This window comes from uncultured Thiohalocapsa sp., from assembly GCF_913063425.1.
Classification (GTDB): domain Bacteria; phylum Pseudomonadota; class Gammaproteobacteria; order Chromatiales; family Chromatiaceae; genus Thiohalocapsa.
In genome coordinates, this window is the sequence record NZ_CAJXYK010000006.1 from 90,835 (window position 1) to 116,212 (window position 25,378).

The window sequence follows — 25,378 nt, forward strand, 5'->3', positions numbered from 1 at the left end:
CCCTACCAGGCCGCGGCAGTGGACGCGGTGGCGGACTGCTTTGCGGGCCAGCCGCGGGTCACGGGCGAGGATTACAGGGTCGACCCCGGCCAGGCGCCCTCGCCGCAGCGCTCGCTGCTGGACGACTCCGGCTTCCGCAACCACCCGATCCGGCTGGACGAGTCGGCGCTGCTGGCCAACCTCCAGGGGGTCCAGCGGCGCGCGAATCTGCCCGTCTCCGAGCAGCTGGAGCCCAGCAAGGCGGCCAAGCTCAATCTCGACATCGAGATGGAGACCGGCACCGGCAAGACCTACGTCTACATCCGGCAAGACCTACGTCTACATCAAGACGCTGTTCGAGCTGCACCGGCGCTTCGGCTGGGGCAAGTTCGTGATCGTGGTGCCGAGCATCGCCATCCGCGAGGGGGTGTTGAAGTCCTTCCGCATCACCGCGGAGCACTTCCTGGCGGACTATGGTCAGCGGGCGCGCTTCTTCGTCTACGACTCCAGGCACCTGCACCAGCTGGAGGCGTTCTCGTCGGACGCCGGCATCAACGCGATGATCATCAACGTGCAGGCCTTCAACGCCCGCGGCAAGGACGCCCGGCGCATCTACGAGGAGCTGGACGACTTCCAGTCCCGCAAGCCCATTGATGTGATCCGCGCCAACCGGCCCATCCTGATCCTGGACGAGCCGCAGAAGATGGAGGGCGCCAAGACGCAGGCCGCACTGGCCGAGTTTGCGCCGCTGTTCGTGCTGCGCTATTCCGCCACGCATAAGACCCGGCACAACCAGGTGCACCGCCTGGACGCGCTGGACGCCTACCAGCAGAAGCTGGTGAAGAAGATCAACGTGCGCGGCATCACCGTGCAGGGGCTCTCCGGCGGCGCGGCCTACCTGTACCTGGAGGCCATCGAGGTGGCCGCCGGCAAGCCGCCGCGGGCGCGGCTGGAGATCGAGGTCAAGCGCGGCGCCGGCATCAAGCGCGAGCTGCGCCTGGTGGGCCGCAACGACGACCTGCATGCGCTGTCCGGCGAGCTGCCGGCGTACCGGGGCGGCTTCGTGGTGGCGGAGATCGACGCCCACCTGGACCTCGTGCGCTTCGTCAACGGCGTGGAGCTCACCGCCGGCGATGCCCTCGGCGACCTCACCGAGGAGGCCCTGCGCCGCATCCAGATCCGCGAGGCCATTCGCGCGCACCTGGAGAAGGAACGCGCCCTGTTTGCGCGTGGCGTGAAGGTGCTGACGCTGTTCTTCATCGACGAGGTGGCCAGGTACCGCCGCTACGATGACACCGGCGAGCAGCCGGGCGACTACGCCCAGGCCTTCGAGGCCGAATACGACCGCCAGGTCAACGAGCTGCTGGGGCTGGAACTCGAAGCGCCGGACAGCCCGGACGCCGCCTACCGCCGCTGGCTCAGGGGCATCACCGCCAGGCGCACCCACAACGGCTACTTCTCCATCGACAAGCGCAGCAAGCGGCTGGTGGACCCCAAGACCGCCGCGCGCAGCACCGAGACGGACGATGTGGACGCCTACGACCTGATCCTGAAGGATAAGGAGCGGCTGTTGTCCTTCGAAGAACCGACACGGTTTCTGTTCTCCCACTCCGCGCTGCGGGAGGGCTGGGACAACCCGAACGTCTTCGTCATCTGCACCCTGAAGCACAGCGACAGCAGCGTCTCGCGCCGCCAGGAGGTGGGCCGCGGGCTGCGGCTCGCGGTGGACCAGTCCGGCGAGCGCCTGGACGACCCGGCGACCGTGCACCAGACCAACGTGCTGACGGTGGTGGCGAGCGAGAGCTACCGCGCCTTCGTCGCCGGCCTGCAGCAGGACATGGTGGCCGCGCTGTCGGCCCGCCCGCGGCTCGCCAACGAGGCCTTCTTCACCGGCAAGCAGCTCGCCACCGCGGACGGGGCGTTGACGGTGGACGAGAAGATGGCGCGGCAGATCTACAAGTACCTGCTCAAGCACGACTATATCGACGACGACGACCGCATCGCGCCCGCCTATCACGACGCCAAGGCCGACAACACCCTGGCCGGGCTGCCGGCCGAGCTTGCGCCGCACGCGGCGCAGGTCTTCGCGCTCATCGACAGTGTCTTCAGCGAGGCGCAGCTGCCGATGCCGGATGATGACCGCCGCGCCAAGCCCAACCCACTGAACGCCAACTTCCAGAAAAAGGCGTTCAAGGCGCTTTGGGAGCGGATCAACCGTAAGGCCGCCTACACCGTTGCCTTCGACACCGACGAGCTGGTGGGCAAATGCACCGCGGCGCTGAACGGACATCTGGCCGTCACGCGACTGCGCTATCGGCTGGTGTCCGGCGAGCAGACCGACGACACGGACGCCGAGGCGCTGCGCCGCGGCACGGGATTCCGGGTGAAGGAAGAGACAGGCGAGACCTACCGCGGCGCCATCCAGTCACGGGTGCACTACGACCTGATCGGGCGCTTGGCGACCGAGACCCAGCTCACACGGCGTACCATCGGCGCCATCCTGCACGGGCTCCAGCCGAAGGTTTTCGGCCAGTACCCGCTGAACCCGGAGGACTTCATCCAGAAGGCCTCGACGCTCATCAACGAGCAGAAGGCGACGGTCATCGTCGAGCACCTGAGCTACGACCCGCTGGAAGACCGCCATGGGCTCGACATCTTCACCCGCGAGAAGCCGCAACAGGACTTTTCCAACGCAGTGCGGGCCGAGCGCCACGTCTTCGACTACGTGTTCACGGATTCCAAGGGCGAGCAGGACTTCGTGCGACAGCTCGACAGCTGCACCGAGGTGGCCGTCTACGCCAAGCTGCCGCGCGGCTTCTTCATCCCGACCCCGGTGGGCAACTACAACCCGGACTGGGCCATCGCGTTCCAGGAGGGCGCGGTGAAGCACGTCTACTTCGTCGCCGAGACCAAGGGCTCCATGTCATCGCTGCAGCTGCGCGAGATCGAGCAGCGCAAGATCGACTGCGCGCGGCGGTTCTTCAGCCGCATCACTTCCGAGCAGGTTCGCTACGATGTCGTCGATGGCTACGACAAGCTGCTGACGCTGGTGCAGTGATGGGCGAAACACCCTGCCGCGAGACCACCGGCGAGTGACTATACTGACGCACCGCAGACCGAGCAGGCTGAACCATGACGAGCAACGGCCACGATCAGGATTTCCATGCCTGGACCCATGAGCAGGCCGATCTGCTCCGTGCGGGTCAGTTCACGGCACTGGACGTCGAGCACCTGATCGAGGAGCTGGAGAGCATGGGGGCGAGGGAACGACGCGAGCTGACCAGCCGGCTCAAGGTGCTGCTCGCGCACCTGCTCAAATGGCAATTTCAGGGGCACCGCCGGTCTCCGAGCTGGGAGGCGACGATCAAAGAACAGCGCCTGTCCCTCGAGGATCTGCTCGACGACAACCCGAGCCTGCGGCCGACCCTGCCGGAGCAGGTCACCAGGGCCTATCGGCTGGCCCGACTGCTGGCGGTCAGGGAAACCAACCTCGCCGAAAGCACCTTCCCGGATATCTGCCCGTACGCGCCCGAGCAGGTGACCGATCCAGACTTCTACCCCGCCTGAGCGGCGTTCCGCGTCGCCTGGCCGGCGGGAGCAGCACGGCGCACCTGTCCCCCACGGGCCTGCCCCCAGCGACTCGCCCGGGGCGCAGAGCGCCCTGCACATGCGTGACACCGCAGAGCGGTATCACGAGCGCCAAGGGACAGCGCCTCCGGTGGCGGGCGGTCAGCCCTCCGCCGCCCGCAGCTCCGCGGCGCGCACGCACTTGAGCACCTCGTACGGGTACTGGCCTTCCAGCGCTTCGAACACGGGCTTGAGCGGCATACCGGGAGCGTCGGCGAGCTGGTGCAGGGCGTTTCGGATGCGCTTGAGGTCCGTGTCCGGCAGATCCACGACCTCCGACAGATCCGCGGCGCCGGCCTGGATGCAGCGCGCGAGGTGATCCCACACGGTGCGCTCGGCGAAACCGCGGCGCTCGGCGACCTGGGCTGGGCTCAGCCCCTGGCGCAGCAGCACCAGGGAGGCGAGGTCCGAGTCGCGGGCCCCGTCGCCCGGGTCGCGCGCGGGCCGGTGCGCCGGCAGGTCCCGGGTGCGGTCGCTGGGCAGGCTCGGCAGATCGGTGGGGCGACCGTGCTCGGCCTCGTGCTCGGCAAGCACGGCGAGGAAGTCCTCGGCGAAGCGCTCCAGCTTGACGGCGCCCACGCCGCTGATGCGGGCGAATTCCTGCCGGTTGCGCGGGCGGTAGCTGAGCATCTCCTTGAGCGCCGCGTCGCCGAAGATCATGTAGGGTGCCACCTGCTGCTCCGCGGCCAGCGCGCGTCGGCGCTCGCGCAGGCGCTCCCACAGGGCCTGGGCCTCCGGGTCGGTCGGCGCCGCCGCCGCGCTGCGGCGCGCGCCGCGGGCTTTTTGCTCCGGGTCGCGGCGAAAGCGCACGGGCTGCTCGCCACGCAGCACCGGGCGGCTCGCCTCGGTGAGCTTGAGACCGCCATAGCCCTCCACGTCCACCTCGGCGAAGCCCGCGGCCACCAGCTGGCGGTAGACAGACTTCCACTGGTTGGCATTGAGCTCCTTGCCGATGCCGTAGGTGCTGACCTGGTCGTGGCCGAAGCGCTGGATGCGGGCATTGGCCTTGCCGAGCAGCACGTCGGTGAGGTGCGCGGCGCCGAACTTCTGCCCGGTGCGGTAGATGCACGACAGCGCCTTCTGCGCCGCGACGCTGCCGTCCCAGGTGTCCACCGGCGTGAGACAGGTGTCGCAGTTGCCGCAGGGCTCCGGGAGCTGCTCGCCGAAGTAGTTGAGCAGGGTCCGGCGGCGGCATTCGGTGGTCTCGCACAGCCCCACCAGGGCATCGAGCTTGTGCTGCTCCACGCGCTTGAAGCGCTCCTCCGCCTCGCCCTTCTCGATGATCTGCCGGAGCGTGATCACGTCGCCGAGGCCATAGCAGAGCCAGGCGTCCGCGGGCAGGCCATCGCGACCGGCGCGGCCCGTTTCCTGGTAGTAGGCCTCGACGCTCTTCGGCAGGTCCAGGTGCGCGACGAAGCGCACGTCCGGTTTGTCAATGCCCATGCCGAAGGCGATGGTGGCGACCACGACGACGCTGTCGCCCTGGATGAACCTGGCTTGGCGCGCGCGGCGCTCCTCCGGCGGATGCCCGGCATGGTAGGCGATGGCGTCGAAGCCCTGGGCGCGCAGAAACTCCGCCGTCTCGTCCACCTTGCGGCGCGACAGGCAGTAGACGATGCCGGCATCATTCGGGTGCTCGGCGCGCAGGAAGTCCAACAGCTGCCGGCGGGGCTGGATCTTCTCGACGATGCGATAGCGGATGTTCGGGCGGTCGAAGCTGGAGACGAACTGCTCGGCCCGGCCCAGCTCCAGCCGCTTGACGATCTCGTTGCGGGTGGGGGCATCCGCCGTTGCCGTGAGCGCAATGCGCGGGATGTCCGGCCAGCGCTGGTGCAGGCGGTCCAGCTGGATGTACTCGGGGCGGAAGTCGTGCCCCCATTGCGAAACGCAGTGGGCCTCGTCGATGGCGAAGAGCGCTGGCCTGACCCGGCCCAGCAGCGACAGGAAGCGCTCGGTGAGCAATCGCTCCGGCGCCACGTAGAGCAGGTCCAGCGTGCCGTCCAGCAGCGCCTGCTCCACCCGCTGCTGCTCATCCGGCATCAGGGATGAGTTGAGAAAGGCCGCGCGCACGCCGAGCTGGCGCAGCGCATCCACCTGGTCCTGCATCAGCGCAATCAGCGGTGAGACCACGATGCCCGTGCCCGGGCGCAGCAGGGCCGGAATCTGGTAGCACAGCGACTTGCCGCCCCCCGTCGGCATCAGCACCAGCGCATCGCCGCCGGCAGAGACGTGCTCGATGATGCGCTGCTGCGCGCCGCGGAAGCTCGGGTAGCCGAAGACGCGGTTCAGGACGTCGAGCGGTGTATCGCTGTGGGCGGTCATGCGACAAGGATTCCACGCCTTGGGCACGGCAGGCAACGCCGGGACTATCCGCGGACCGAAAGCCGCACATCAGGCGGGGGCGGGCTCCTGCAGCGTCGCGCAGTGGATGCCCCCGCCGCCGGCCGCCAGGGCGTCGATGTCGATCTGCATGACGTCGCGCTGCGGAAACAGCTCCCGCAGGGTGGCCTTGGCGGCAGCGTGCGCTCGGCGGTCGCCGAAGGCCGGTGCCAGCACCGCGCCGTTGCAGACGTAGAAGTTGACGTAGCCGGCGGCAAAATCCGCGCCGGCGAAGCGCGGCCGCACCGTCCGCGGCGCCTCCAGCACCGCCACCCTGAGCCGGCGACCCCGGGCATCCCGGGCCGCACGCAATATCTCCAAATGGCGGCGGGTGACGCGGTAGTCGAAGTACCGCGGGTCCGGCTCCAGCGCCGCCACCACCACGCCCGGCGCGGCGAAGCGGGCATAGAAATCCGTGTGGCCGTCGGTGATGTCCCGGCCGGCGATGCCGGGCAGCCAGATGATGCGCTTGAGCCCGAGCAGGGGCTTCAGCGCCGCATCGAGGGCTGCCTTGGACAGCCCCGGATTGCGGTTGTCGTTGAGCACGCAGCTCTCGGTGAGGATGGCAGTGCCGTCGCCGTCCACTTCGATGGCGCCGCCTTCCAGAACCAGCCGCGTGGCAATGGACCGGGCCTTCGCCTGCCTGGTGACACAGGCGGCCACCCGGGCATCTGCGGCGTGTGCCTGCTTGTTACCCCAGCCATTGAAGTTGAAGTCGATACCGGCCGTTGACCCGTCGCCGTCCACCACGAAGACGGGACCCGTGTCGCGGATCCACACATCATCCAGCGGGCAGGTCACCAGCTCCACGCCCGCCCCCACCAGTTTGCGGGCGCGCCGGACCTCCGCCGGCGGCACCAGCAGGGACACCGGCTCGTGCTCGGCAACGGCGACGGCGATGGTCGCGAGATTGCGCTGCACCTGCGGCAGCAGGCGTCTGCCCCAGAGCTGCCGGCTTGCGCCGAAGGCCATCCAGGTGCGCCGGTGGGGCGCCGCCTCGTCGGGCATCCGCCAGCGGCTGCGCCCGGCGGGCAGCGGCGGGTGGGTCACCGCTGCGAGTGCGTCACCGGCTGCACTGCCCGCTGCACCGGCAACCAGCGCCTTCAGCAGCCGGCGGCGTCGCATGGAGGGTCGCATCAAGACAGGCACGCCGGTGGGCGGCACCCGTTGCACCAGTGTGGCAACGACGCAGCCGCGCCGGGTACGCCGGCTTCAGTCGGCACCCTGGGGCAGACGGCGGTCGGTCCGGCGGAGCCAAGCGCACCCCGGCATGCCCGCCGCACGCCTGCATGAGCCAGCGTCACAGCGCGGCCGGCCTCAGCGGACAAGGCTGGCGTGCAACGCCATCAGCGCACCCGCACCCCGTCCAGGCTCACCACCGGCTCATCGCCGACGACCTCCGCGGTGTGCATGGCGTGCTTCGGCACCAGCAGCAGGTCGCCCGCCTCCAGCACCCCCTCCTGGCCGCCCAGGGTCATGCGAAAGCGCCCGGACACCACGGCGTCGATCTTGTCCACGCCGTGATCATGGGGCGGAAAGAAGGTTCCCGGTGGATAGACACAGCGACTCACGGCATAGCCGCGGCCGGCGATCTTCTCGCGCAGGGCCTGCTCGGTGAGCAGACCGTCGCGGTCTTCGTGCCAGTGCTCGATCTGCATGGTTATCCTCCGCTGTGCGCTTGGTCGGTATCTGGAGTGTAGCGAACCGCACGCGGATGGCGGGGCAGCCGGTCTGCCTGCATCACGCCGGCCTGCAATCGGTATCGCCTGCAGGTGCGGGCCGTCGCGGTGGGGACCTCACTGAAACGGGCCACTGGGGCCGGTCAGGGCATGGACGCAGCTCCGCCGGGGTGTCATCAGGACAGTGCGCGGAGGAAATCCAGCACCAGCGCGGCTGCGAAGTCCAGATTCTCCGCCCAGGTGCTGCCCGACGCCTTGCGCGGCTTGAAGCTGTGCTCGCCGTCCGGGATCCAGGCCAGCTGCACCGACGGGCTCAGGGTGTAGCCGGCCACATCGTCACGGTTGCCGAAGGGGTCGCGCTCGCCCTGGCAGATGAGCGCCGGTGTGCGCAGCGCGGCCAGTGCTTCAAGGCGCGTGCGCTCCGGCTTGCCGGGCGGGTGGAAGGGATAGCCGAGACAGACGAGCCCGACGGCGCCCACCTCGTCTGCGAGCATCGCCGCCATGCGCCCGCCCATGGACTTGCCGCCCACCGCGACGGTCGCGCCACTGTCCTGCTCTGCGGCGATGACCTCACGCAGGGCCGAAAGCAGCTTGGCCTCGCCGTCCGGCGGGCGTCGGCGGCCCTCGGCGGCGGCCCGTGCCATGTAGGGGAACCAGGGCCGCACCACCCGCACACCGCCGGCGGCGACGCCCTGGGCCATCTGCTCCATGAATTGGGAATCCGGCGGCTGGCCTGCACCATGCGCCAGCACCAGCACCCGGTGGGCATCCGCAGGCCCATCGCAAAGTGGCTCCAATGCCATCAGGTCACCCTCTACCTCTGACCACGCTGCAAACTTTCACACTTCACCCTTCTCCCTTCCCCCTTCAAACTTCACCCTTCCCAGCCCCTCCGCTCCGGGCGCATCATGCCGACCCTAACGCCACGACGGAGGAGCCAAGACGATGCAGGCCATCCAGATGCGCCAACCGGGCGGCCCGGAGGTCCTCACCGAGACCGACCTGCCCGTGCCCGAGCTGCGCAGCCCCACGGACATGCTGGTGCAGCTGCACGCCGCCGGCGTCAATCCGGTGGATACCAAGATCCGCACCAAGGGCCCCATGCTGCCGGAAACGCTCACCGCCGTGCTCGGCTGCGACGGCGCGGGTGTGGTCGAAGCGGTGGGCGAGGCGGTGACGCGCTTCAAGCCCGGCGACGCCGTCTGGTACTGCCACGGCGGATTGGGCGGACCCCAGGGCAATTATGCCGAGTATGCCGTGGTGGACGAGGCCGTGGCGCAGCCCAAGCCCGTGTCCTTGCGCTTCGTCGAGGCCGCCGCGGCGCCGCTGGTGCTCATCACCGCCTGGGAGGCGCTGTACGACCGTGCGCGCATCGAGGCCGATCAGACCGTGCTGATCCACGGCGGCGCCGGCGGCGTCGGCCATGTGGCCATCCAGCTCGCGCACCTCGCCGGCGCCCGGGTGGCCGCCACCGTGAGCGATGCCGACAAGGCCGAATTCGCCCATGGCCTGGGCGCCGAATTCACCATCGACTACCGCAACGAAGACCTCGTCGGCGCCGTCGCCGACTGGACCGGCGGGCGCGGCGTGGATCTGTGCTTCGACACCGTCGGCCCCGAGGTCTTCGCCCGCAGCATTGAGGTCATGGCCGTCTACGGCGACCTGGTGACCATCCTGGACCCAGGCGCCGTGAGCCTGAAGGAGGCCCGCAACCGCAACCTGCGCATTTCCCTGGAGCTCATGCTGACCCCGCAGCTCAAGCACCTGCCGGAGGCCCTGGCCCACCAGGGCGAGATCCTGCGCCGCTGCGGCGAGCTGTTCGACGCCGGGCAGCTGCGCATCGCCGTGGCCGACACCTACCCCCTCGCCCGGGCCGCCGACGCCCACCGCCGGCTGGAGGCGGGCGGCATGCAGGGCAAGCTGGTGCTCACCACGCCCACCGCGGCGCGCTGAGCCGACTGTCGGGCGTGCCCGCCATGGTCCGCGTCGCCATCCTCTCCGACACCCACGGCGTGCTCGACCCGCGCGTGGCGGATGTGGTGGCCGACTGCGACCTCGCCGTGCACGGCGGCGATATCGGCTGTGCGGGGGTGCTCGCGGCGCTGACACCCCGCGGCGGCCGCGTGGCAGCGGTGCGCGGCAACAACGACGTGCCGCACAAGTGGCCGGCGGCGGATCAGCACCTGCTGGATGCGCTGACGCTCGAAGTCACCGAAGACCTGCCGGGCGGCCGGCTGGTGGTGGTGCACGGCCACCGCACGCCGGCCAGGGACCGGCACGCGAAGCTCCGCCGCCGCTATCCGGACGCCCGCGCCATCGTTTACGGCCACAGCCATCGCCTGGTGGCGGACCGGGACGCCGAGCCCTGGGTGCTGAACCCCGGCGCCGCCGGGCGGGAGCGGACCTTCGGCGGACCGTCGTGTATGGTGCTGAGCGCGGGTCATGGCGAGTGGTCACTGGATGTGCACCGCTTTCCCCTCGCCGGCGCCGCAAGGGGGCGGCGCCCTGCACGCTAGGCACGCCCGATGCTGCAACCCGGCGCAAGACGACCGTTCGTCGGAAAATCGCCGGTGGGACCGTGCACGCCCTGCAAGCGCCGAAATCTGGTCTACCCTGGAATGCAAGAAGACCTCACAACCGTGAGCCAACCCGTCCCCACCAGGGGCGCGCGCAGCCCGGGGCGCTATCCCCGGACAGCAAACAGGTCGGCGCCTTGGCGTCGGCCTTTGCTTTTTCTGCGCACGTGCTTCCCAGGCGCCCGCCTGCCGCGCCATGCTGCGCTCGCCACGGCGCTGCTGATGGGCCTGGAGCCGGCCGCAGCCACGCCGGTCGGCCTCCCTGCACAACTGCCGGCGCACAAGGCACATCAGGCACATCAGGCGCACCAGGCGCACCAGGCGCACCAGGCGCACCAGGCGCACCAGGCGCACCAGGCGCACCAGGCGTTGGACGACGCACCCGCACGCGCTCCGCTGGTCACCAGCCTGCCCGGCACCTTCACCGGGGCGGATGTGGCTGACCTCACCGGCGCAACCCGCTTCCACGCCGCCGGCATCACCGGGCAGCAGACGGTGTCCGTCAATGTCGAGGCAGGACACGTCTGGGACGGCCACGAGACACTCGGCCATGTGTCGGACTTCGTCAACGCCGCAAGCGTCTTCGACACCGATGGCGACCCGGCGACGCCGGAATACGACTTCCACGCCACGCTGGTGGGCATGATGCTCGGCGGACGCAACGGCGGCAGTATCCCGGGCGCCTGGCAGTCAGGCCTCGCACCGGACACGGATCTGCGCTCGGGCGCCGTCGCCACGCAGTGGGTGGGGGATGCCTACAGCCTCGGCTTCAACGTGTCCTCTGAGACCCTGCGGGGCGCCTATGGAGGGGCGTTCGGCACCGCGGATGTCATCAACAGCAGCTGGGGCGGCACCGACCCCGTGGGCGAGAGCGCGCTCGCGCTCATCACCGACGGGCTGCAGAACCTGCACCCGCGGACCACCTTCGTCGCCGCCGCCGGCAACAGCGGCCCCGGCGGCAACAGCGTCGAAGCCCCGGGGGCCGGCTACAACGCCATCACGGTGGGCGCCCTCCAGAACGACGGCAGCAATGCCTACGACCGCATCGCGGACTTCAGCAGCCGCGGCCCGCAGGACTATGCCGACCCGGTGAACGGCACCGTCGCCGGCGTGCGTGCGGCGGTGGACATCGCCGCCCCGGGCACCGAGCTCACCAGCGCCTTCTACGGCGGGCAGACCGGCGGCAACAACCCGACCCTCGGCGATTCCGCACCCTTCCCGGGCGACGACTTCTATCTCGGCGGGGTCGGCGGCACCAGCTTCGCCGCACCCATCACTGCGGCGGGGGCCGCCCTGCTGCACAGCGCCCGGGAGGCGGACGCGGCGCTCGCCGCCAATGCGCACGCCGACGACAGCCGCGTGATCAAGGCGACGCTCCTGAACAGCGCCCGCAAGCTGCCGGGCTGGGACAACGGCCAGGCATCCGCCGGCGGCGTCGTCGAGACCACGCAGTCACTGGACTGGGCCAGCGGCGCCGGCGCCCTGGATCTGGACCGGGCCTTCGAGCAGTACCTGACCGCCGGCACCCGCGACCTCGCCGGTCTCGGTGGCGGCAGCGTCGCCCCGGTGGGCTGGGACTTCGCTGAGGTCGGGCTCGGCGACAGGAACCGTTACGCCATGGATGCGAGCCTGCGCGGCGGCAGCACCTTTACGGCGACCCTGGCCTGGTTTCGGGCGCGGGAGTACGACACCCTGACCTCGGTCGCCGACGACATCGCCCAGGCCAACCTGGACCTGATCGTCCGCGACATCGCCACCGGCACCGTGGCCCGGTCCGTCAGCCTTTACAATCTGGTGGAGCACCTGTCGTTCGTGCTGCCGGCCTCCGGGCGCTACGCCATCGATGTGGTCTACGCCAGCAACACCTTCGACAGCCGCGGCGACTTCGCCCTGGCGGGTTACGGCCTCGCCTGGTGGGCGCAGGCTCCCGCGCCGGGGACGCCGCCGCTGCTGCTCGCGGGCACGGCTGCCCTGCTGCTGTCCCGCCGCCGCCGGCGCGGCATCACACGCGCCGCCCGCACTGCTGCAGGCACCTGAGGCCCCCGGGGCCGAGGCTGGCAGGACCGCGCCCGCCCCCGCTACACTCCGGCAGCATGCAAGCCCCACCGCCCCACGCCCCGCCCAAGCCCCCGCCCAAGCCCACAAAGGCCCTGCTGCGCGCCGTCGGCCGGGCCATCGCCGAGCACGACATGATCCGCGACGGCGACCGCATCCTGCTCGGGGTCTCCGGCGGCAAGGACTCGCTGTCGCTGCTCGCCGTCCTGCGTCATTTGCAGACCTATGCCCCGGTGCGCTTCGAGCTCGCCGCGGTGACCGTGGACCCGCAGGTGCCGGGGTTCGAGCCGGCGCGGCTCGCAGCGCACATGGATGCGCTCGGCGTGCCCTGGCTGCTGGAGGCGCAGCCCATCATGGAAGAGGCCAGGACGCGCATGACGGGCGACTCCTACTGCGCCTACTGCGCGCGCATGAAGCGCGGCATCATGTACCGTCTCTGCCGCGAGCAGGGCTGGAGCGTGCTGGCCCTTGCGCAGCACCTGGACGACCTCGCCGAGAGCCTGCTCATGTCGCTCTTCCGCGGCGGGCAGCTGCGCACCATGAAGGCCCATTACCGCAACGACGCCGGCGACCTGCGCATCATCCGCCCACTGGTCTATGTTCGCGAGCGCCAGACCGCCGCCTTCGCCGCAGCAGCGGACCTGCCGGTGGTGCCGGACAGCTGCCCCGCCTGCTTCGACATGCCCACCGAGCGCGAGCGCATCAAACGCCTGCTGGCGGCCGAGGAGGCGGAGAATCCGCAGGTCTTCCAGAGCATGCTCCGTGCCATGCAGCCTTTGTTGCACGAGGGCGACCCGCCCTGAGACAGGGGCGCCGCCGCCGATCATCCTAAGGAGCCTACCCGCCGTCGAGCCGACAACCGGTCCCATCGCCCGCCGAGGTGCCCCGCTTGGACTAGGCTTAAGCCATCGGCAACCCGCCGCGGTCACGGCACCTGCCTGCGGAGTGAACGGATGGGCATGCAGCGGAGTTATCGCGTTCTGGTGCACAGCGCCCGCGCCGTGCATCCACTGGTGCCGGACGGCATCGACACCTGTCTCGGCCTGCCGCGCCTCACGCCCCTGGAGCAGACGGCGCCCTGGGTGCTCGGCGCCTTCGACCTGCGCGGCGAGCTGGTGCCTGTGGTGAGCCTGGGTGTGCTCACAGGTGAGCGCACGCCGCCCGCGGCCGCGACGGACCTGGTGCTGGTGGTGCTTGCCGCAGGCTTCCCGCTCGGGCTGTACAGTGGGCGCCCGGTGTGCATCGAGCCCCTGCCTGCGCCGCGTCGGGGGCTGGCGCATGGCGCCCGCCGGCAGGGGGGCATCGACCTGAGCCGGCTGCGGCTCACGGCCACGGACAAGGTCAAAGGGCCGGATGCGGAGACCCGGCTCGCGCGCTTCGAGCGCCGGCTCTCGGCCCGGGCTTTGGAGCGTCTGGAGCTGCGCGCGCGCCGCTATGGCGACTTCGCCGGTGCGCCGCCGCCCACCACAGCCGCATGGAGCCCGGCACAGCACCGGTAAGCATGCCCCGCTGTCCGCCCCCGGCACCTCCGATTCAGACGCCGCCCAGGCCGTCGTCCGGCGCCAGCACCCCGTTGGTGATGTCGATGATCTGCTGGCGCTCCAGCGGCTTGCGCAGCAGCTCGAAATCCAGGCCTTCACCGCGGGCGGTCACCAGGGCGTCGAAAAACTCACGGTGGAAGGCGGTGGCGATATACACGGTCAGATCCGGCGCACGGCTGCGGATGCGCCGCAGGGTCTCGACCCCGTCGATACCGGGCATGCGCAGGTCCAGGTAGACGAGGTCGAAGGGCTCGGAGGTGGCCAGCGCCGCACCCTGCTCGCCGTTCTCTGCCTCCACGACCTCGTAGGGCTGCTGCGCCAGGGCGAGCTTGAAGGCCTCGCGCACGGCCACGTCATCGTCGATGATCAGGATACGCTTGGTCATGGCTGCTGTTCGGGCCGGCGCACGCCGGGCATCGCACGGCCCGCATGCGCCGGGGCCGTTGCATGCAGCGCCGTGGTGACCGCCTCAGGTGCGCCAGCCATTCAGGATCTCCATACAGGTGCGGTTCATGTCGCGGGCGCGCCGCGCGCTGTCCGCCTCGGTGTAGGCGCGCAGCTCCGGCGCGTTACCGGACGGGCGCAGATGTGCGATCTCCCCGCTCGCAAAGGTCATACGCACGCCGTCGGTATGGTCCACTGCCGCCACCTCGCCGAAGGCCGGGCCGAACACAGCGGCGGCGGCCGCGCGATCCGCCGCGGCGTCGCCGGTGGCGAAGGCGGCGAGCCGCCCGGCGCTGAGCTCGCTCGGGAAGTCCTTGATGCGGTCGCTGTAGGTGGCGCGCGGCGGCAGCTCCGCCGTGAGCGCGGCGACGGACAGGCCGCGGCGCCGGGCGGCACCGAGGATCGCCACAGCGACGATGACGGCGTCCCGGGTGGGCAGGGCCGGCAGGCGGCGGCCGTCGCGGGCGATGTCGGTTTCAATGAGGAAGCCGCCGTTGGCCTCGTAGCCCACCACCGGGGCGAGGCCGCGCTCGCGCAGGGTCTGCATGCCGGCGATGACATAGGGCGAGCCGATGCGCGTGCGCAGCACCGCATCGAACCAGCCGCAGCGCTCCACCGCCGTGTTGGAGCTGACCGGCGTCACCACGCCGGCCGCGCCGAGCTCGCGCGCGCAGAGGATGCCCGCAATGTCGCCGCGCAGCCAGTGCCCGTCGGCATCCGCCACCAGCGGCCGGTCGCCGTCGCCGTCGGCGGACACCAGGGCATCGAAGTCGCCCTCAGCTGCCCAGGCCTTGGCAAGGTCCACGTCCTCGGGGCGGATGGCCTCCGTGTCCACGGGGATGAAGGCGTCCGCGCGACCGAGCCGGGTCACCGTCGCGCCGAGCCCGGTCAGCACGGCATGGAAGGCGTCCCGGGCGACGCTGGAGTGCTCGTACACCCCCACCCTGAGCCCGGCAAGCCAGTCCCGGGGAAAGAACGCCAGGTAGCGGCTCACATAGGCCTCCAGCGCCGCGGACTCCGCCGGCGGCAGCGACGGCGCGGCGGCGAGGCTGCCGTCCGCGGCGAAAGCATCATCCGGCAGGTCCACCGTCTGCGCCCGGATGCCGGCCTCGTCGTCCTTCAGGATCTCCCCCGTCGGCAGATTGAACTTGATGCCGTTGCGGTCGTCGGGGATGTGCGAGCCTGTGACCATCAGCGTCGGCATACCGCGGGCAATGCCATGGGCGGCCAGCGCCGGCGTCGGGATGCGGCCGAAGTTGCGCGGCCGGCAGCCCGCCGCACGCACCGCCGCGGCACAGGCGGTCATGATGCGCCCGCTGCTCGCGCGGTAATCGCCGGCGATGCCGACATCGCCGCCGCCGGCGAGTCGGCCGCCGCGGCGCAGGTATTGCAGGAAGCCCATTGTGTAGGCGAAGCAGACGCGGTCGGTCATGTCCGTAACACGCCCGCGGGCGCCGCTGGTGCCGAACTTCACACCGCTTGCGGCCATCAGGTCGTCGATCTTGAGCAAGGCGTCATCCCGTGGAAGGCGTCTTCCGGCAGTGGCGAGAGGCGACATCTTACCAAGCCGGGCGCACCCGCCGGCGCGCCGCCGGACAAGCAGTCGGCGGACTGCAGGACGAACGGCGGCTGACATGCGGCCCGGAAATCGCGACAATCGGGAGGAATCCGTTGCGGTGATCGGCATGAACGACGCCCCCACCCGGCCAGCCAGCATCCAGGCGCAGACCACCGCCGCCCAGCGTCGGGCGTCGGAGCCTGCACAACCGCCGTGCGTGCTGCTGGTGGACGACATCCCCGCCAACCTGCGCGTGCTCTACGAGAGTCTGAACGGCCGCGACTACCGGCTGCTGGTGGCCAATGGCGGTGCGCAGGCGCTGGAGATCGCCCAGCGCTCGCGCCCGGACCTGATGCTGCTGGACATCATGATGCCGGACATGGACGGCTTCGAGGTGTGCCGCAGACTCAAACAGGACGCCGGCACCGCCGACGTCGCCGTGATCTTCCTGTCTGCACTGGATGAGGCCGCCGACAAGATCCACGGCCTGGAGCTCGGCGCCGTGGACTATGTCACCAAGCCCTTCCACCCCGAAGAGGTCGCAGCCCGGGTGGAGGCGCACTGCAAGATCCTGCGCCTGGAGCGCGAGCTCGGCCAGCGCAACCGCCAGCTGGAGCTGGTCCGCGACCGCATCCTGCACTCCATGGTCGAGGCTGTGGTGGGTCTGGACGCCGTGGGCCGCGTGAGCTTCGTGAACCCCGCCGCGGAGCGGTTATTCGGCCTGGCCGCAGAGCACCTGCTGACCCGGGACCTCTCCGACTGGGAGCCGACGGCCCTGCGCGAGACGGCCCAGCGCGTGCTCGCGGAGCGCCGGGAGCTGAGCCTCGATGAGGTCGCCCTGCCGCGCCCCGACGGCAGCACGCTGCCGGTGGAGCTGCGCGCGGCGCCCATTGCCGACGCCGCCGACACGGCGGGGGTCGTGCTGGTGCTGCGCGATCTCAGCGAGCGCCGCCGCGTGGAAGCCAAGCTGCACCGCACCAGCGACGAGCTGCACCGTTCCCACCGCGAGCTGCAGGCGGCGCAGATGCAGCTGGTGCAGGCCGCCAAGCTGGAGTCGGTTGGGCGGCTCGCCGCGGGTGTGGCGCACGAAGTCAAGAACCCGCTCGCCATTGTCCAGCTCGGCCTCGACTACCTGGAGCAGGTGGCAAGCTTCGATGACGTCTCCGCGCAGGTGCTGGCGGACATGCAGCAGGCCCTGTCGCGCGCCGACACCGTGGTGCGGGGTCTGCTGGACTTCTCGCGCGAGCGCGACCTCGACCTCAAGCCCTGCGCCGTCAACGAGGCCATCCAAAACAGCCTGCAGCTGGTGCGCCACGAGCTGACCCAGCGCAATATCGCCGTACGCACCTCGCTCGCCGAGGCTGTCCCGGAGCGTCCCTTCGACATCGACAAGCTTCAGCAGGTGTTCCTCAACCTGTTCATGAATGCCATGCACGCCATGGAGCGCGACGGCACCCTGAGCATCCGCAGCAGCTTCACCGCCCTGGCAGGTAACGAGCTCGGGCCGCATGCGCGGGACGCGGGCTTCCTGCCCAGTGACCGCGTCATCCGGGTCGCCATCGAGGACACAGGCCCCGGCATCGACCCGGAGGATCTCGGGCGGCTGTTCGACCCCTACTTCACCACCAAGCGCCAGGGCGAGGGTACGGGGCTGGGATTGTCGGTGACCCGCAACATCGTTACGCTACATGGCGGCAGCATCGACTTGGAGAACCGGCCCGAGGGCGGCGCCCGTGCGCTGCTGCTGTTTCACCCCGAATTCGCGCGGGCAGAGGCGCTGTCGCGCCCAAGCGAGGCCACGCTGCGCGCCCGCACCGCGCGCCTGCGAAGCGCCAACAGATGACCCGTCCCCTAAGCCCGTCCCTTTACATCCTGTCCTCCCAATCCTGTCCCCCAACCCGGTCCCGTGAGCCCGTCCCGTGAGCAAGAAAAGAATCCTGTTGGTCGATGACGAGCCCGCGCTGACCCGCATGCTGCGCCTGAACCTGGAGCAGACCGGCCGCTTCGAGGTGCGCGAAGAAAACCGCGGCACCAACGCGCTGCGCGCCGCCCGGGAGTTCCAGCCGGACCTGATTTTCCTCGATGTCATGATGCCGGATATCGGCGGCGACGAGGTCGCTGAGCAGCTGAAGCAGGACCCGGCACTGAGCAAGATCAAATACGCCTTTCTCACCGCCATCGTCACCAAGCGCGAAACCGGCACCGGGGCGGCCGAGATCTCCGGCGAAACCTTCCTCGCCAAACCGGTGAAGCGCGACGAGCTGCTCGCCGTCGTGGACGAGCTTCTCGACGAATGACGCCGGTCTCCCCGGCCCGCAGGCGCCGTTTTTCCCCACTGCAACCATGCTATGGTCCCCGTCGTCCGCGAGCCCGCGTGTGCGCCGTCGCGCTGCGCAGGCCAGCGGCGAAACACCTTCTCAAGGCAGCCGCACGGCCCAAGGTGCGGTCAACACATCGAGACCACTGACAAAGGAGCGATCCGCATGATCGACAGCAAACGTCTCCTGCCCGGCGCATCCGCCGCCGTGCTCGGCCCTGTGCTGGCCCTGTCCCTCGCGCCTGCCATGGCGCAGGGCGGGGCTGCGGCACCCGCGGCAGCACCCGCCACGCCCGCGCCACCCACGACGCCGGAGCAGGCCCGGGCCGGTATGGAAGAGCGCATGGAGGCTGCAACGGCCGAGCGCGACAAGCGCTACGCGGAGCTGCGCAAGCGCGCCGCGGAAGTGGGCCTGGAGCTGCCGGAGACCCCACCCTGGGCACAGGCCGGCATGCCGCCGAAGATGCCCGCGCCGAGCATGCCGCAACCCCCGGCGATGCCCGAGGGCATGCCCGAGCCCCCGGCAATGCCCGAAGGCATGGCTGAGCGCAAACCGATGACCCGCGAAGAATTCGAGGCCATGCGCCTGAAGCGTTGGGAGGCCATGCGCGAGCGTGCGAAGGAGATGGGCCGCGACCTGCCCGAGACTCCGCCGTGGGAGGCCGCCGCGCAGCGCCGTCAGGAGCTGCTGGAAAAGTACGAAGCGTACAAGGCCACCATCGAGGCCATGACGGATGAGCAGAAGGAGGCCATTGCGGCGCTGTTCGGCGCTCGCGCCGCGGAAGCGCCGCCGATGCCGCCGCGGCCCATGGGCGGCCCCATGGGCAACTGCCGCAAGGGCGGCCAGCCCTGTGCCCGCGGCATGATGCCGGGTTATGGCATGGGACCCGGTATGGGACCCGGCATGGGACCGGGCATGGGGCCCGGAATGTACCCCGGCAGCATGCCCATGACGCCTGGGGCAGATGCGCCGGCTGGGCCACCCGCGGGCGATCCGGGTGCCGAGGCACCCGCCACCGAGCCAACGGCGCCGGCTGATCCCGCCGGCTGAGCAGCGCTGGTCGCGGCCTGATGCGTCGGCGGGCCGCGACCACGCAAGGGGCCCAAGGCCGACGGCCACAGCACCCGTCGGAAACCGCCATGAACCTGATCCGCAACCTGCTCGCCGGCGTCGGTCTGCTCGCCATCCTGGCGCTGCTGATTGCCGCCGTGACCCTGGGCCCGCAGCTCGCCCGGCTGGACCCCGGCTTCCCGCAGGCGTACGGGGAGTTTGCCGGTCGGCTGCTGGAGACAGGCGATCCCGGCGTGGCCATGATGTGGTCGGAACCGGTGCAGGAGGGCTTGAGCGTCGATGACGTCGTCACGTCGCTGAAGAGCCTCGCCACCAGCAAGAATCTGCTCTTCGTGGGCGAGTCGCCGTTCTACCAGCAGGTGGAAGCCATCACCGGCGAGGACTATCGCTATGTGAACTTCCTGTCCTTCTGCGACGCCCAGGTGGGCAAGATGATGCTCGAATACCGGGATCACTACAGCGGCTTCATGCCCTGCCGCATCGCCCTGGTGGAAGACAAGTCGGGCAGCCTCGCACTCTATTCCATGAATCTGGACCTGATGATCCACGGCGGCGAGCCGCTGCCGCCCGAGCTCAAGCGTGAGGCGCTGCGGGTGCGCGACACCATTCGCGACATTATGCGCGGCGCCGCAGCAGGGGAATTCTAGTGCACCACCGTCAGGATCCGAAGACCGTTTGCAGGTGGTGTTGACCAACCGGTATCGGTAACGGTATCGATAACAAACTGACAGCTGCAGCACTTTCGATACCGACCCTGACCCCGATACCGACCCCGATCAGGCACAAGAACGGTCTGCGAGCCTCGACAGCACTGCACCGGCCGCGCGCTGCGCTGGAGCCCGGCTACCTGTCGGACGACATTTTTGTCGTTGTCGCCGCAGCCACCGGCCCGGGTCTCCTACCCCTGCGCAGTCTCCGGCAGCGCCAGCCAGTCCGCCAGCCGCGCCTGCGCCGCCTCGACGCCGAGGCCGGTTTCCGCCGAGAACGCCTCCACCGCAATCCCCTGCCCGGCGAGGGCGCCCTGTACCATCCTGCACTGCTGCTGCATGGCGCCGCGCTTCAGCTTGTCCGCCTTCGTCAGCAGCACCAGCATCGGCAGCCGAGCCGCGTCGCCCCAGGCCAGCATGTGCCGGTCGATGTCCGTGAGCGGGTGGCGGATGTCCATCACTACCACCAGGCCGCGCAGGCATTGGCGGCGGCGCAGGTAATCCTCCATCAGCGCCTGCCAGCCGGCCTTGACCGCCAGCGAGACCTTTGCGAAGCCGTATCCCGGCAGGTCCACGAGGCGCCGCTCGTCGTCGAGGCGGAAGAACACCAACTGCTGCGTGCGCCCGGGCGTGCGGCTGGTGCGGGCAAGCCGGCGCTGATGACAGATGCGGTTGATGGCACTGGACTTGCCGGCGTTGGAGCGTCCTGCGAAGGCGACTTCCCAGCCGCTGTCCGGCGGTGTGCCGGCGCGCGCCGCGGCCGCGGTGAGAAACGCAGCGCGCTGGAAAACAGGATGCATGGCGGACTCCGTGGCCGTCCGCGTCAGCGCCGGAACAGCCGCTGCCGCCAGGTGCGTGGCTGCGGCTGCGGTGTGACGCCGCGCTCGGCGAAGTACCGCGCATAATCCTGGTCGCACTCCATGATGTGACTGGTGAGCCAGAGCTTCAGGAAGTGCATGAGCTCGAAGCCGAGCGCCTTGCGCCCACCGTCGAACCGCTCGCGCAGGTCAGCGAGCTGATCCGCAAGCCGCGCATGCTCGCGCTTGTGCGCAGCGAGATCCGGATAGCCCAGCACGCGCATGAGCCCTTCTTCGACGGCGAAGTGGATGCGCGTGTACGCCTCCAGGCGCCCCAGCACCTGCCCGACGACTGCGTTGCCGTGGCGGTGCTCGATGGCATCGTTCAGCTCATTGACCAAGTCCACCAGGGTACGGTGCTGGGTGTCGATCTCCTCGATGCCCACGCTGAGTGAATCGGACCACTCCACCAACTTGCTCATCCAAACCTCCTCCAGCGCCGACGCCTATGCTGGCGCCTTGCGCAAAGCCGCAGCGGCGAGCCCCGCGGTCAGGGCTCGCGCTGCCAATGCCCGGAGCGCCCGCCGGCCTTCTCCAGCAGCTGCACCTCGGCGATCACCATACCGCGGTCCACGGCCTTGCACATATCGTAAATAGTGAGCAGTGCCACCTGCACGGCACAGAGCGCCTCCATCTCGACGCCGGTGGGACCCTTGGTTTCCACCGTCGCGGTGCAGCGCACACCGGGCGCCTCGGGCACCGGCTCCAGGGCGATATCCACCCGCGACAGGGGCAGCGGATGGCACAAGGGCACCAGCTCAGCGGTGCGCTTGGCGCCCATGATGGCGGCGATGCGGGCGACGCCGAAGACATCGCCCTTGGTGTGACCGCCGGTTTCGATCAGCCGCAGGGTCTCCATCCGCATGCGGATGACGCCCTCGGCCACAGCGCGCCGCCGGGTGCTGTCCTTGTGGCCGACATCCACCATGCGCGCAGCGCCGTCAGCATCGAAATGGGTGAGCTCGGACATGGCGTCTGACCTCCTCGCGGCGTGCTCGGGCCGCATCAGGCAGTGGATAAGGGCGCGCTGCCCGGATCGCACCATCCGGCGCGCCGGCAGCCCAGGCGCGCTCAACGGGCGGCGCGCAACAGCCGCCGCGCGCGCTCGATGGCATCGTAGTCGCGCAGGCCGCCCTGGTAGACCCGGGCCACACCCGCCGGGCGGCGGCGAAAGCGCCGATAGGGCCAGAGGTATTGCTCCGGGCAGACGGCGATGCAGTGCTCGATGCCCTGATTCAGCGCCGCCGCCGCCACCGCATCGTCCTCGCTGTCGATGCCCGCAGGCGCCGGCAGGCAGTGGATGCGGTAACCGCGCGCCCGCGGCAGGCGCTCGGCGAACATGAAGATCACCCGCGCACCGCTCTTACGTGCGAGCCGGTTCACCAGCACCATGGTCCAGGCCGGCATACCGAACAGCGGGGCAAACGCGGCGCCCTTGTCGGCGCGGGGCTCCTGGTCCGGCAGAATGCCGGCGTACTCGCCCGCGGCGAGCCCCTGCACCAGCGCGCGGATGCCCCGGGCCGTGGTTGGGGCGAGGCGTGCACCGCTGCGCCGCCGGGCCTCCAGGATGAGCGCATCCAGGCGCTTCTGCGGTTTGTAGAAGATGGTGGTGGGCCCCTGCGCCGCCAGGTACAGGCCGGCCAGCTCCCAAGCGCCCAAGTGCGGTGACAGCACAATGAGGCCGCGGCCATCGTCGCGCCGCAGCAGCTCGCCGCCGCGCACCTCCCGGATGAGCCCGAGCACCTCTTGCGGTGGCCGCTGCCAAAGCCGACCCATCTCGCAGTAGGTCCGCCCAAAGGCCATGAGACTTTGGTTGCGCAGCCGGATCAGCGCCCGGGTGCCGAGACCGGGACGGGCGAGGGTCAGGTTGATCAGGGCATTGCGGCGCTGGCGGTTCGGCGTGTGCGCGATGACCCAGCCGATGGCGGTGCCGAGTGCATGCAGCAACGGCAGCGGCCAGCACGCCAGTGCGCGCACCAGCCATTGCAGATAGGGCTCCTGGCGGGCGCGGGCCTGCGCCCGCCGGTCCGTGGGCGGTGCTTCGGGAGTGACCGGCAGGGGTCCGCCCGCTTGTGCGCCTGCGTCCGGCGGCGCATCCTGTGGGGTCATGGCGTCACCACCGCTGCTGGACACGGCAGCGCGCGCTGTCCGCCGTCCTTCGCCGGAGACCCGCACCATGACCGACCCCGAGGCCAAGCCCCCAGCCGCCCGCGGCCCCAAATCCCTGAGCCCCCAGGCCGCCTACGCACTGCTCCAGGAGAACCCGCAGGCGGTGCTCGTGGACATCCGCTCCACCATGGAATTTCTGTTCGTCGGGCATCCCCAGGGGGCCGTGCACGTGCCCTGGATCGACGAGCCCGACTGGACTGTGAACCCCGAATTCGTCACGGAGATCCGCAAGCTCCTGCTCGGCGGAGCCAGCTGTGCGCCGGAGGGTCCATGCGCACCTGTCGTGCTGATCTGCCGCAGCGGCAAGCGCTCGCTGGAGGCAGGCAAGACCCTGCTGGCGGCTGGGCTCGGCAATGTCTATCACGTGGACGAGGGGTTCGAGGGGGAATTGGACGAAGACCACCACCGCAGCACCCTGGGCGGCTGGCGTTTTCGCGGGCTGCCCTGGGAACAGTGCTGAGCGCGTCGACGCGCTAGGAGCGGGCGTTGGCGATGGGCCGGCGGGAGACGTCCCGCAGCGCCACCTTGGCCCGCTGCCCGCCCTCGACGGCCCCGGCCGCGTCGGTGTCGCAGGCGGGGGATTCGTCCGGGCGCCGGTCCACCAGGTCCTGCAGGCTGATGTTGGTGAGATAACCGTGGATGCGCTCGCTCAGGTCCATCCACAGGTCATGCGTCAGGCAGGGACCGCCGTCCTTGCAGTCGCCGCCGCCACCGCAGCGGGTGGTGTCCAGGTGCTCATCCACCGCCGTGATGACCTCGGCGACATGGATGGTGCGCGGGTCGCGGGCCAGGTGGTAGCCGCCCCCCGGGCCACGCACGCTCGACACCACACCGCACTTGCGCAGCTTGGCGAACAGCTGCTCCAGGTAGGACAGGGAAATGCCCTGGCGCTCCGCGATGTCCGCAAGCGCAATGGGACCCCGCCCCTCGTTGATGGCGAGATCGAGCACCGCTGTGACGGCATAGCGGCCTTTGGTGGTCAAACGCACGGCGTACCCTCCGAGGTCATGGTTCTGTGGCGCAAATCCTACGATAACCGAGTTTGACCATCAATTTCTTGTGGCATTGTCGCGCTGACCTGGCGCAGCCGCCGGCGCAATGCGGCGCGGCGCTCAGCGCTCGCTGCCCGAGACCGCCTCGGCGCCCGATGCCTCGGCCACGGCCGGCCGTGCACCGCCCGCCGGCGGCTCCCCGGCTTGGTCCGCCGGGGCATCCGGCATGGCCGGGTCGATGCCGCAGCCCTCCAGATCGCTCAGGTGCTCGAAGTGGCGGGTGATACCGTGCTCCTCCAGCGCCCGTGACATGGCCTCCATGCGGCGGTCCATGACATGGATGTGGTCGAGCATGCGGTTGATGGCATTGGCCACCGGGTCCGGGGCATCCCGCACGGCACCGTAGGCATCGAAGCCCATGCGCTTGGCCGTGTCGGCGCGCCGGCGGGTGGCCGCATCCGCCGCGCGCTCGATGACCCGGCCCGGCACGCCCACCACGGTACCGCCGGGCGGTACCGCCTTGACGACCACGGCGTTGGAGCCGATGCGCGCACCATCGCCGATGCTGATGGGCCCGAGCACCTTGGCGCCGGCGCCCACCACCACATCGCAGCCCAGGGTCGGATGGCGCTTGCCCTTCTGCCAGGTGGTACCGCCCAGGGTGACGCCATGATAGAGGGTGCAGTCGTCGCCGATGACGGCGGTCTCGCCGATGACAACCCCCATGCCGTGGTCGATGAAGAAGCGCCGGCCGATGACGGCCCCCGGGTGGATCTCGATGCCCGTGAAGAGCCGCGCCACATTCGAGAGCAGCCGGGCGGGCCACTTGAAGCCGCGCTGCCACAGTGCGTGACTGAGTCGATGCAGCATCACCGCATGCAGACCCGGATAGGTGGTGAGGATCTCGAAGGTGTTGCGCGCCGCCGGGTCGCGATCGAACACGCAGTTGATATCTTCCCGTAGCCTGTCGAACATGGTGCTGCTCCGTTGGGGCAATGCCCGCGGGCGTATTCTGCCCCGTGACGCTGCCGCCCGATCGATGCCCGCCAGACTAGCGCAGGTCGCAGCCGCAGGGCACGACGCCGCGCAACGATGATGGCGAAGGTCCGCCGCGCAGCCGCAAGCCTGTGCCGGTCGTCGGCTGTGAGCGCCCCCGGGACCGCCTGATCTGTGCCGGACTCCTTTGGGAACTGCGCCACGAATTGGAGCAGGCGCTGGGCCGACCGCTGGATCTGCACACACAGGACGATGCCCCCGTCTTCGTGACCAAGGCCATCGACCGCGGAGAGCCAATCTATGCCCAGGACACCTGAGCTGCCGATCGCCGGCGGCGATGTCGGGTGACGCTGTCGCTGACCTGCCTCAGCACCCGCATGTTCCGCTGTTTAAGGATCGCTGAACATGGCGGGGCATCCTGCCCCGCGCG

At 70.0% G+C, this 25,378-nt stretch carries 25 protein-coding genes; 13 read left to right on the forward strand and 12 right to left on the reverse strand.

Annotation, left to right across the window (positions count from 1 at the left end):
- The first annotated feature begins 40 nt into the window (after positions 1-40).
- Both QZ607_RS04710 and QZ607_RS04715 read left to right on the forward strand, forming a co-directional pair.
- Positions 41-3,037, forward strand: coding sequence for a DEAD/DEAH box helicase family protein (locus QZ607_RS04710; protein WP_295880237.1), 2,997 nt, complete (start codon positions 41-43; stop codon positions 3,035-3,037).
- Between the two features lie 74 nt (positions 3,038-3,111).
- Positions 3,112-3,546, forward strand: coding sequence for a DUF29 domain-containing protein (locus tag QZ607_RS04715; RefSeq protein ID WP_295880238.1), 435 nt, complete (start codon positions 3,112-3,114; stop codon positions 3,544-3,546).
- Positions 3,547-3,708: 162 nt separating this feature from the next.
- Here QZ607_RS04715 and recQ read toward each other — a convergent pair whose 3' ends face one another.
- The 4 genes from recQ to QZ607_RS04735 form a co-directional block, all read right to left on the reverse strand.
- Positions 3,709-5,928 carry a DNA helicase RecQ gene (gene recQ / locus QZ607_RS04720; protein WP_295880239.1) on the reverse strand — a complete coding sequence of 740 codons (2,220 nt, stop codon included), beginning with the start codon at positions 5,926-5,928 and terminating at the stop codon, positions 3,709-3,711.
- A 69-nt stretch (positions 5,929-5,997) separates the two neighbouring features.
- Positions 5,998-7,110, reverse strand: coding sequence for an agmatine/peptidylarginine deiminase (locus QZ607_RS04725; RefSeq protein ID WP_295880240.1), 1,113 nt, complete (start codon positions 7,108-7,110; stop codon positions 5,998-6,000).
- A 221-nt stretch (positions 7,111-7,331) separates the two neighbouring features.
- Positions 7,332-7,643, reverse strand: coding sequence for a cupin domain-containing protein (locus QZ607_RS04730; protein ID WP_295880241.1), 312 nt, complete (start codon positions 7,641-7,643; stop codon positions 7,332-7,334).
- A gap of 197 nt (positions 7,644-7,840) precedes the next feature.
- Entirely contained in the window at positions 7,841-8,467 is a 627-nt protein-coding gene (locus tag QZ607_RS04735; protein WP_295880243.1) for an alpha/beta family hydrolase, read from the reverse strand.
- 142 nt (positions 8,468-8,609) lie between these two features.
- Between QZ607_RS04735 and QZ607_RS04740 the strand changes: the two genes are divergently transcribed.
- The 5 genes from QZ607_RS04740 to QZ607_RS04760 all read left to right on the forward strand — a co-directional run bounded on the left by QZ607_RS04740 (position 8,610) and on the right by QZ607_RS04760 (position 13,794).
- A complete protein-coding gene (locus tag QZ607_RS04740) occupies positions 8,610-9,617 on the forward strand; it encodes a zinc-dependent alcohol dehydrogenase family protein (RefSeq protein WP_295880244.1) in 1,008 nt (335 codons plus the stop codon).
- 23 nt (positions 9,618-9,640) lie between these two features.
- The gene (locus QZ607_RS04745) at positions 9,641-10,180 is read left to right on the forward strand and encodes a metallophosphoesterase family protein (RefSeq protein ID WP_295880245.1); all 540 of its coding nucleotides are present in this window, start codon (positions 9,641-9,643) and stop codon (positions 10,178-10,180) included.
- Positions 10,181-10,462: 282 nt separating this feature from the next.
- Positions 10,463-12,277 (forward strand): S8 family serine peptidase, encoded by a 1,815-nt coding sequence (locus tag QZ607_RS04750; protein ID WP_295880246.1) that lies wholly within the window; start codon positions 10,463-10,465, stop codon positions 12,275-12,277.
- 56 nt (positions 12,278-12,333) lie between these two features.
- On the forward strand, positions 12,334-13,098 hold the full coding sequence (locus QZ607_RS04755) for an ATP-binding protein (protein WP_295880248.1): 765 nt from the start codon (positions 12,334-12,336) through the stop codon (positions 13,096-13,098).
- Positions 13,099-13,248: 150 nt separating this feature from the next.
- A complete protein-coding gene (locus tag QZ607_RS04760) occupies positions 13,249-13,794 on the forward strand; it encodes a chemotaxis protein CheW (RefSeq protein WP_295880250.1) in 546 nt (181 codons plus the stop codon).
- Positions 13,795-13,828: 34 nt separating this feature from the next.
- Here QZ607_RS04760 and QZ607_RS04765 read toward each other — a convergent pair whose 3' ends face one another.
- Positions 13,829-14,221 (reverse strand): response regulator, encoded by a 393-nt coding sequence (locus tag QZ607_RS04765; RefSeq protein WP_295880253.1) that lies wholly within the window; start codon positions 14,219-14,221, stop codon positions 13,829-13,831.
- 84 nt (positions 14,222-14,305) lie between these two features.
- A complete protein-coding gene (locus QZ607_RS04770; protein ID WP_295880380.1) occupies positions 14,306-15,769 on the reverse strand; it encodes a phosphomannomutase in 1,464 nt (487 codons plus the stop codon).
- Positions 15,770-15,965: 196 nt separating this feature from the next.
- On the opposite strand from QZ607_RS04770, the gene QZ607_RS04775 reads away from it, so the two are divergent.
- From QZ607_RS04775 to QZ607_RS04790, 4 genes are all read left to right on the forward strand, one after another.
- A complete protein-coding gene (locus QZ607_RS04775; protein WP_295880254.1) occupies positions 15,966-17,681 on the forward strand; it encodes a response regulator in 1,716 nt (571 codons plus the stop codon).
- A gap of 76 nt (positions 17,682-17,757) precedes the next feature.
- Positions 17,758-18,135 (forward strand): response regulator, encoded by a 378-nt coding sequence (locus tag QZ607_RS04780; RefSeq protein WP_295880257.1) that lies wholly within the window; start codon positions 17,758-17,760, stop codon positions 18,133-18,135.
- Positions 18,136-18,321: 186 nt separating this feature from the next.
- Entirely contained in the window at positions 18,322-19,206 is an 885-nt protein-coding gene (locus QZ607_RS04785; protein WP_295880258.1) for a hypothetical protein, read from the forward strand.
- Positions 19,207-19,295: 89 nt separating this feature from the next.
- Positions 19,296-19,874, forward strand: coding sequence for a DUF302 domain-containing protein (locus tag QZ607_RS04790; RefSeq protein ID WP_295880260.1), 579 nt, complete (start codon positions 19,296-19,298; stop codon positions 19,872-19,874).
- Positions 19,875-20,125: 251 nt separating this feature from the next.
- Here QZ607_RS04790 and yihA read toward each other — a convergent pair whose 3' ends face one another.
- From yihA to QZ607_RS04810, 4 genes are all read right to left on the reverse strand, one after another.
- On the reverse strand, positions 20,126-20,734 hold the full coding sequence (gene yihA / locus QZ607_RS04795) for a ribosome biogenesis GTP-binding protein YihA/YsxC (protein WP_295880262.1): 609 nt from the start codon (positions 20,732-20,734) through the stop codon (positions 20,126-20,128).
- 23 nt (positions 20,735-20,757) lie between these two features.
- Entirely contained in the window at positions 20,758-21,213 is a 456-nt protein-coding gene (locus tag QZ607_RS04800; protein ID WP_295880264.1) for a bacteriohemerythrin, read from the reverse strand.
- 68 nt (positions 21,214-21,281) lie between these two features.
- Positions 21,282-21,761 carry a cyclic pyranopterin monophosphate synthase MoaC gene (gene moaC / locus QZ607_RS04805; protein ID WP_295880266.1) on the reverse strand — a complete coding sequence of 160 codons (480 nt, stop codon included), beginning with the start codon at positions 21,759-21,761 and terminating at the stop codon, positions 21,282-21,284.
- A gap of 101 nt (positions 21,762-21,862) precedes the next feature.
- On the reverse strand, positions 21,863-22,900 hold the full coding sequence (locus tag QZ607_RS04810) for a lysophospholipid acyltransferase family protein (protein ID WP_295880267.1): 1,038 nt from the start codon (positions 22,898-22,900) through the stop codon (positions 21,863-21,865).
- A gap of 67 nt (positions 22,901-22,967) precedes the next feature.
- On the opposite strand from QZ607_RS04810, the gene QZ607_RS04815 reads away from it, so the two are divergent.
- The gene (locus QZ607_RS04815) at positions 22,968-23,420 is read left to right on the forward strand and encodes a rhodanese-like domain-containing protein (protein ID WP_295880269.1); all 453 of its coding nucleotides are present in this window, start codon (positions 22,968-22,970) and stop codon (positions 23,418-23,420) included.
- A 13-nt stretch (positions 23,421-23,433) separates the two neighbouring features.
- Here the strand turns inward: QZ607_RS04815 and QZ607_RS04820 are convergent, their stop codons facing one another.
- Positions 23,434-23,949 carry an Rrf2 family transcriptional regulator gene (locus QZ607_RS04820; RefSeq protein WP_295880271.1) on the reverse strand — a complete coding sequence of 172 codons (516 nt, stop codon included), beginning with the start codon at positions 23,947-23,949 and terminating at the stop codon, positions 23,434-23,436.
- A gap of 123 nt (positions 23,950-24,072) precedes the next feature.
- On the reverse strand, positions 24,073-24,927 hold the full coding sequence (gene cysE, locus QZ607_RS04825; protein WP_295880273.1) for a serine O-acetyltransferase: 855 nt from the start codon (positions 24,925-24,927) through the stop codon (positions 24,073-24,075).
- A 152-nt stretch (positions 24,928-25,079) separates the two neighbouring features.
- Between cysE and QZ607_RS04830 the strand changes: the two genes are divergently transcribed.
- Positions 25,080-25,265, forward strand: coding sequence for a hypothetical protein (locus tag QZ607_RS04830; RefSeq protein WP_295880274.1), 186 nt, complete (start codon positions 25,080-25,082; stop codon positions 25,263-25,265).
- The last annotated feature ends 113 nt before the right edge of the window (positions 25,266-25,378 follow it).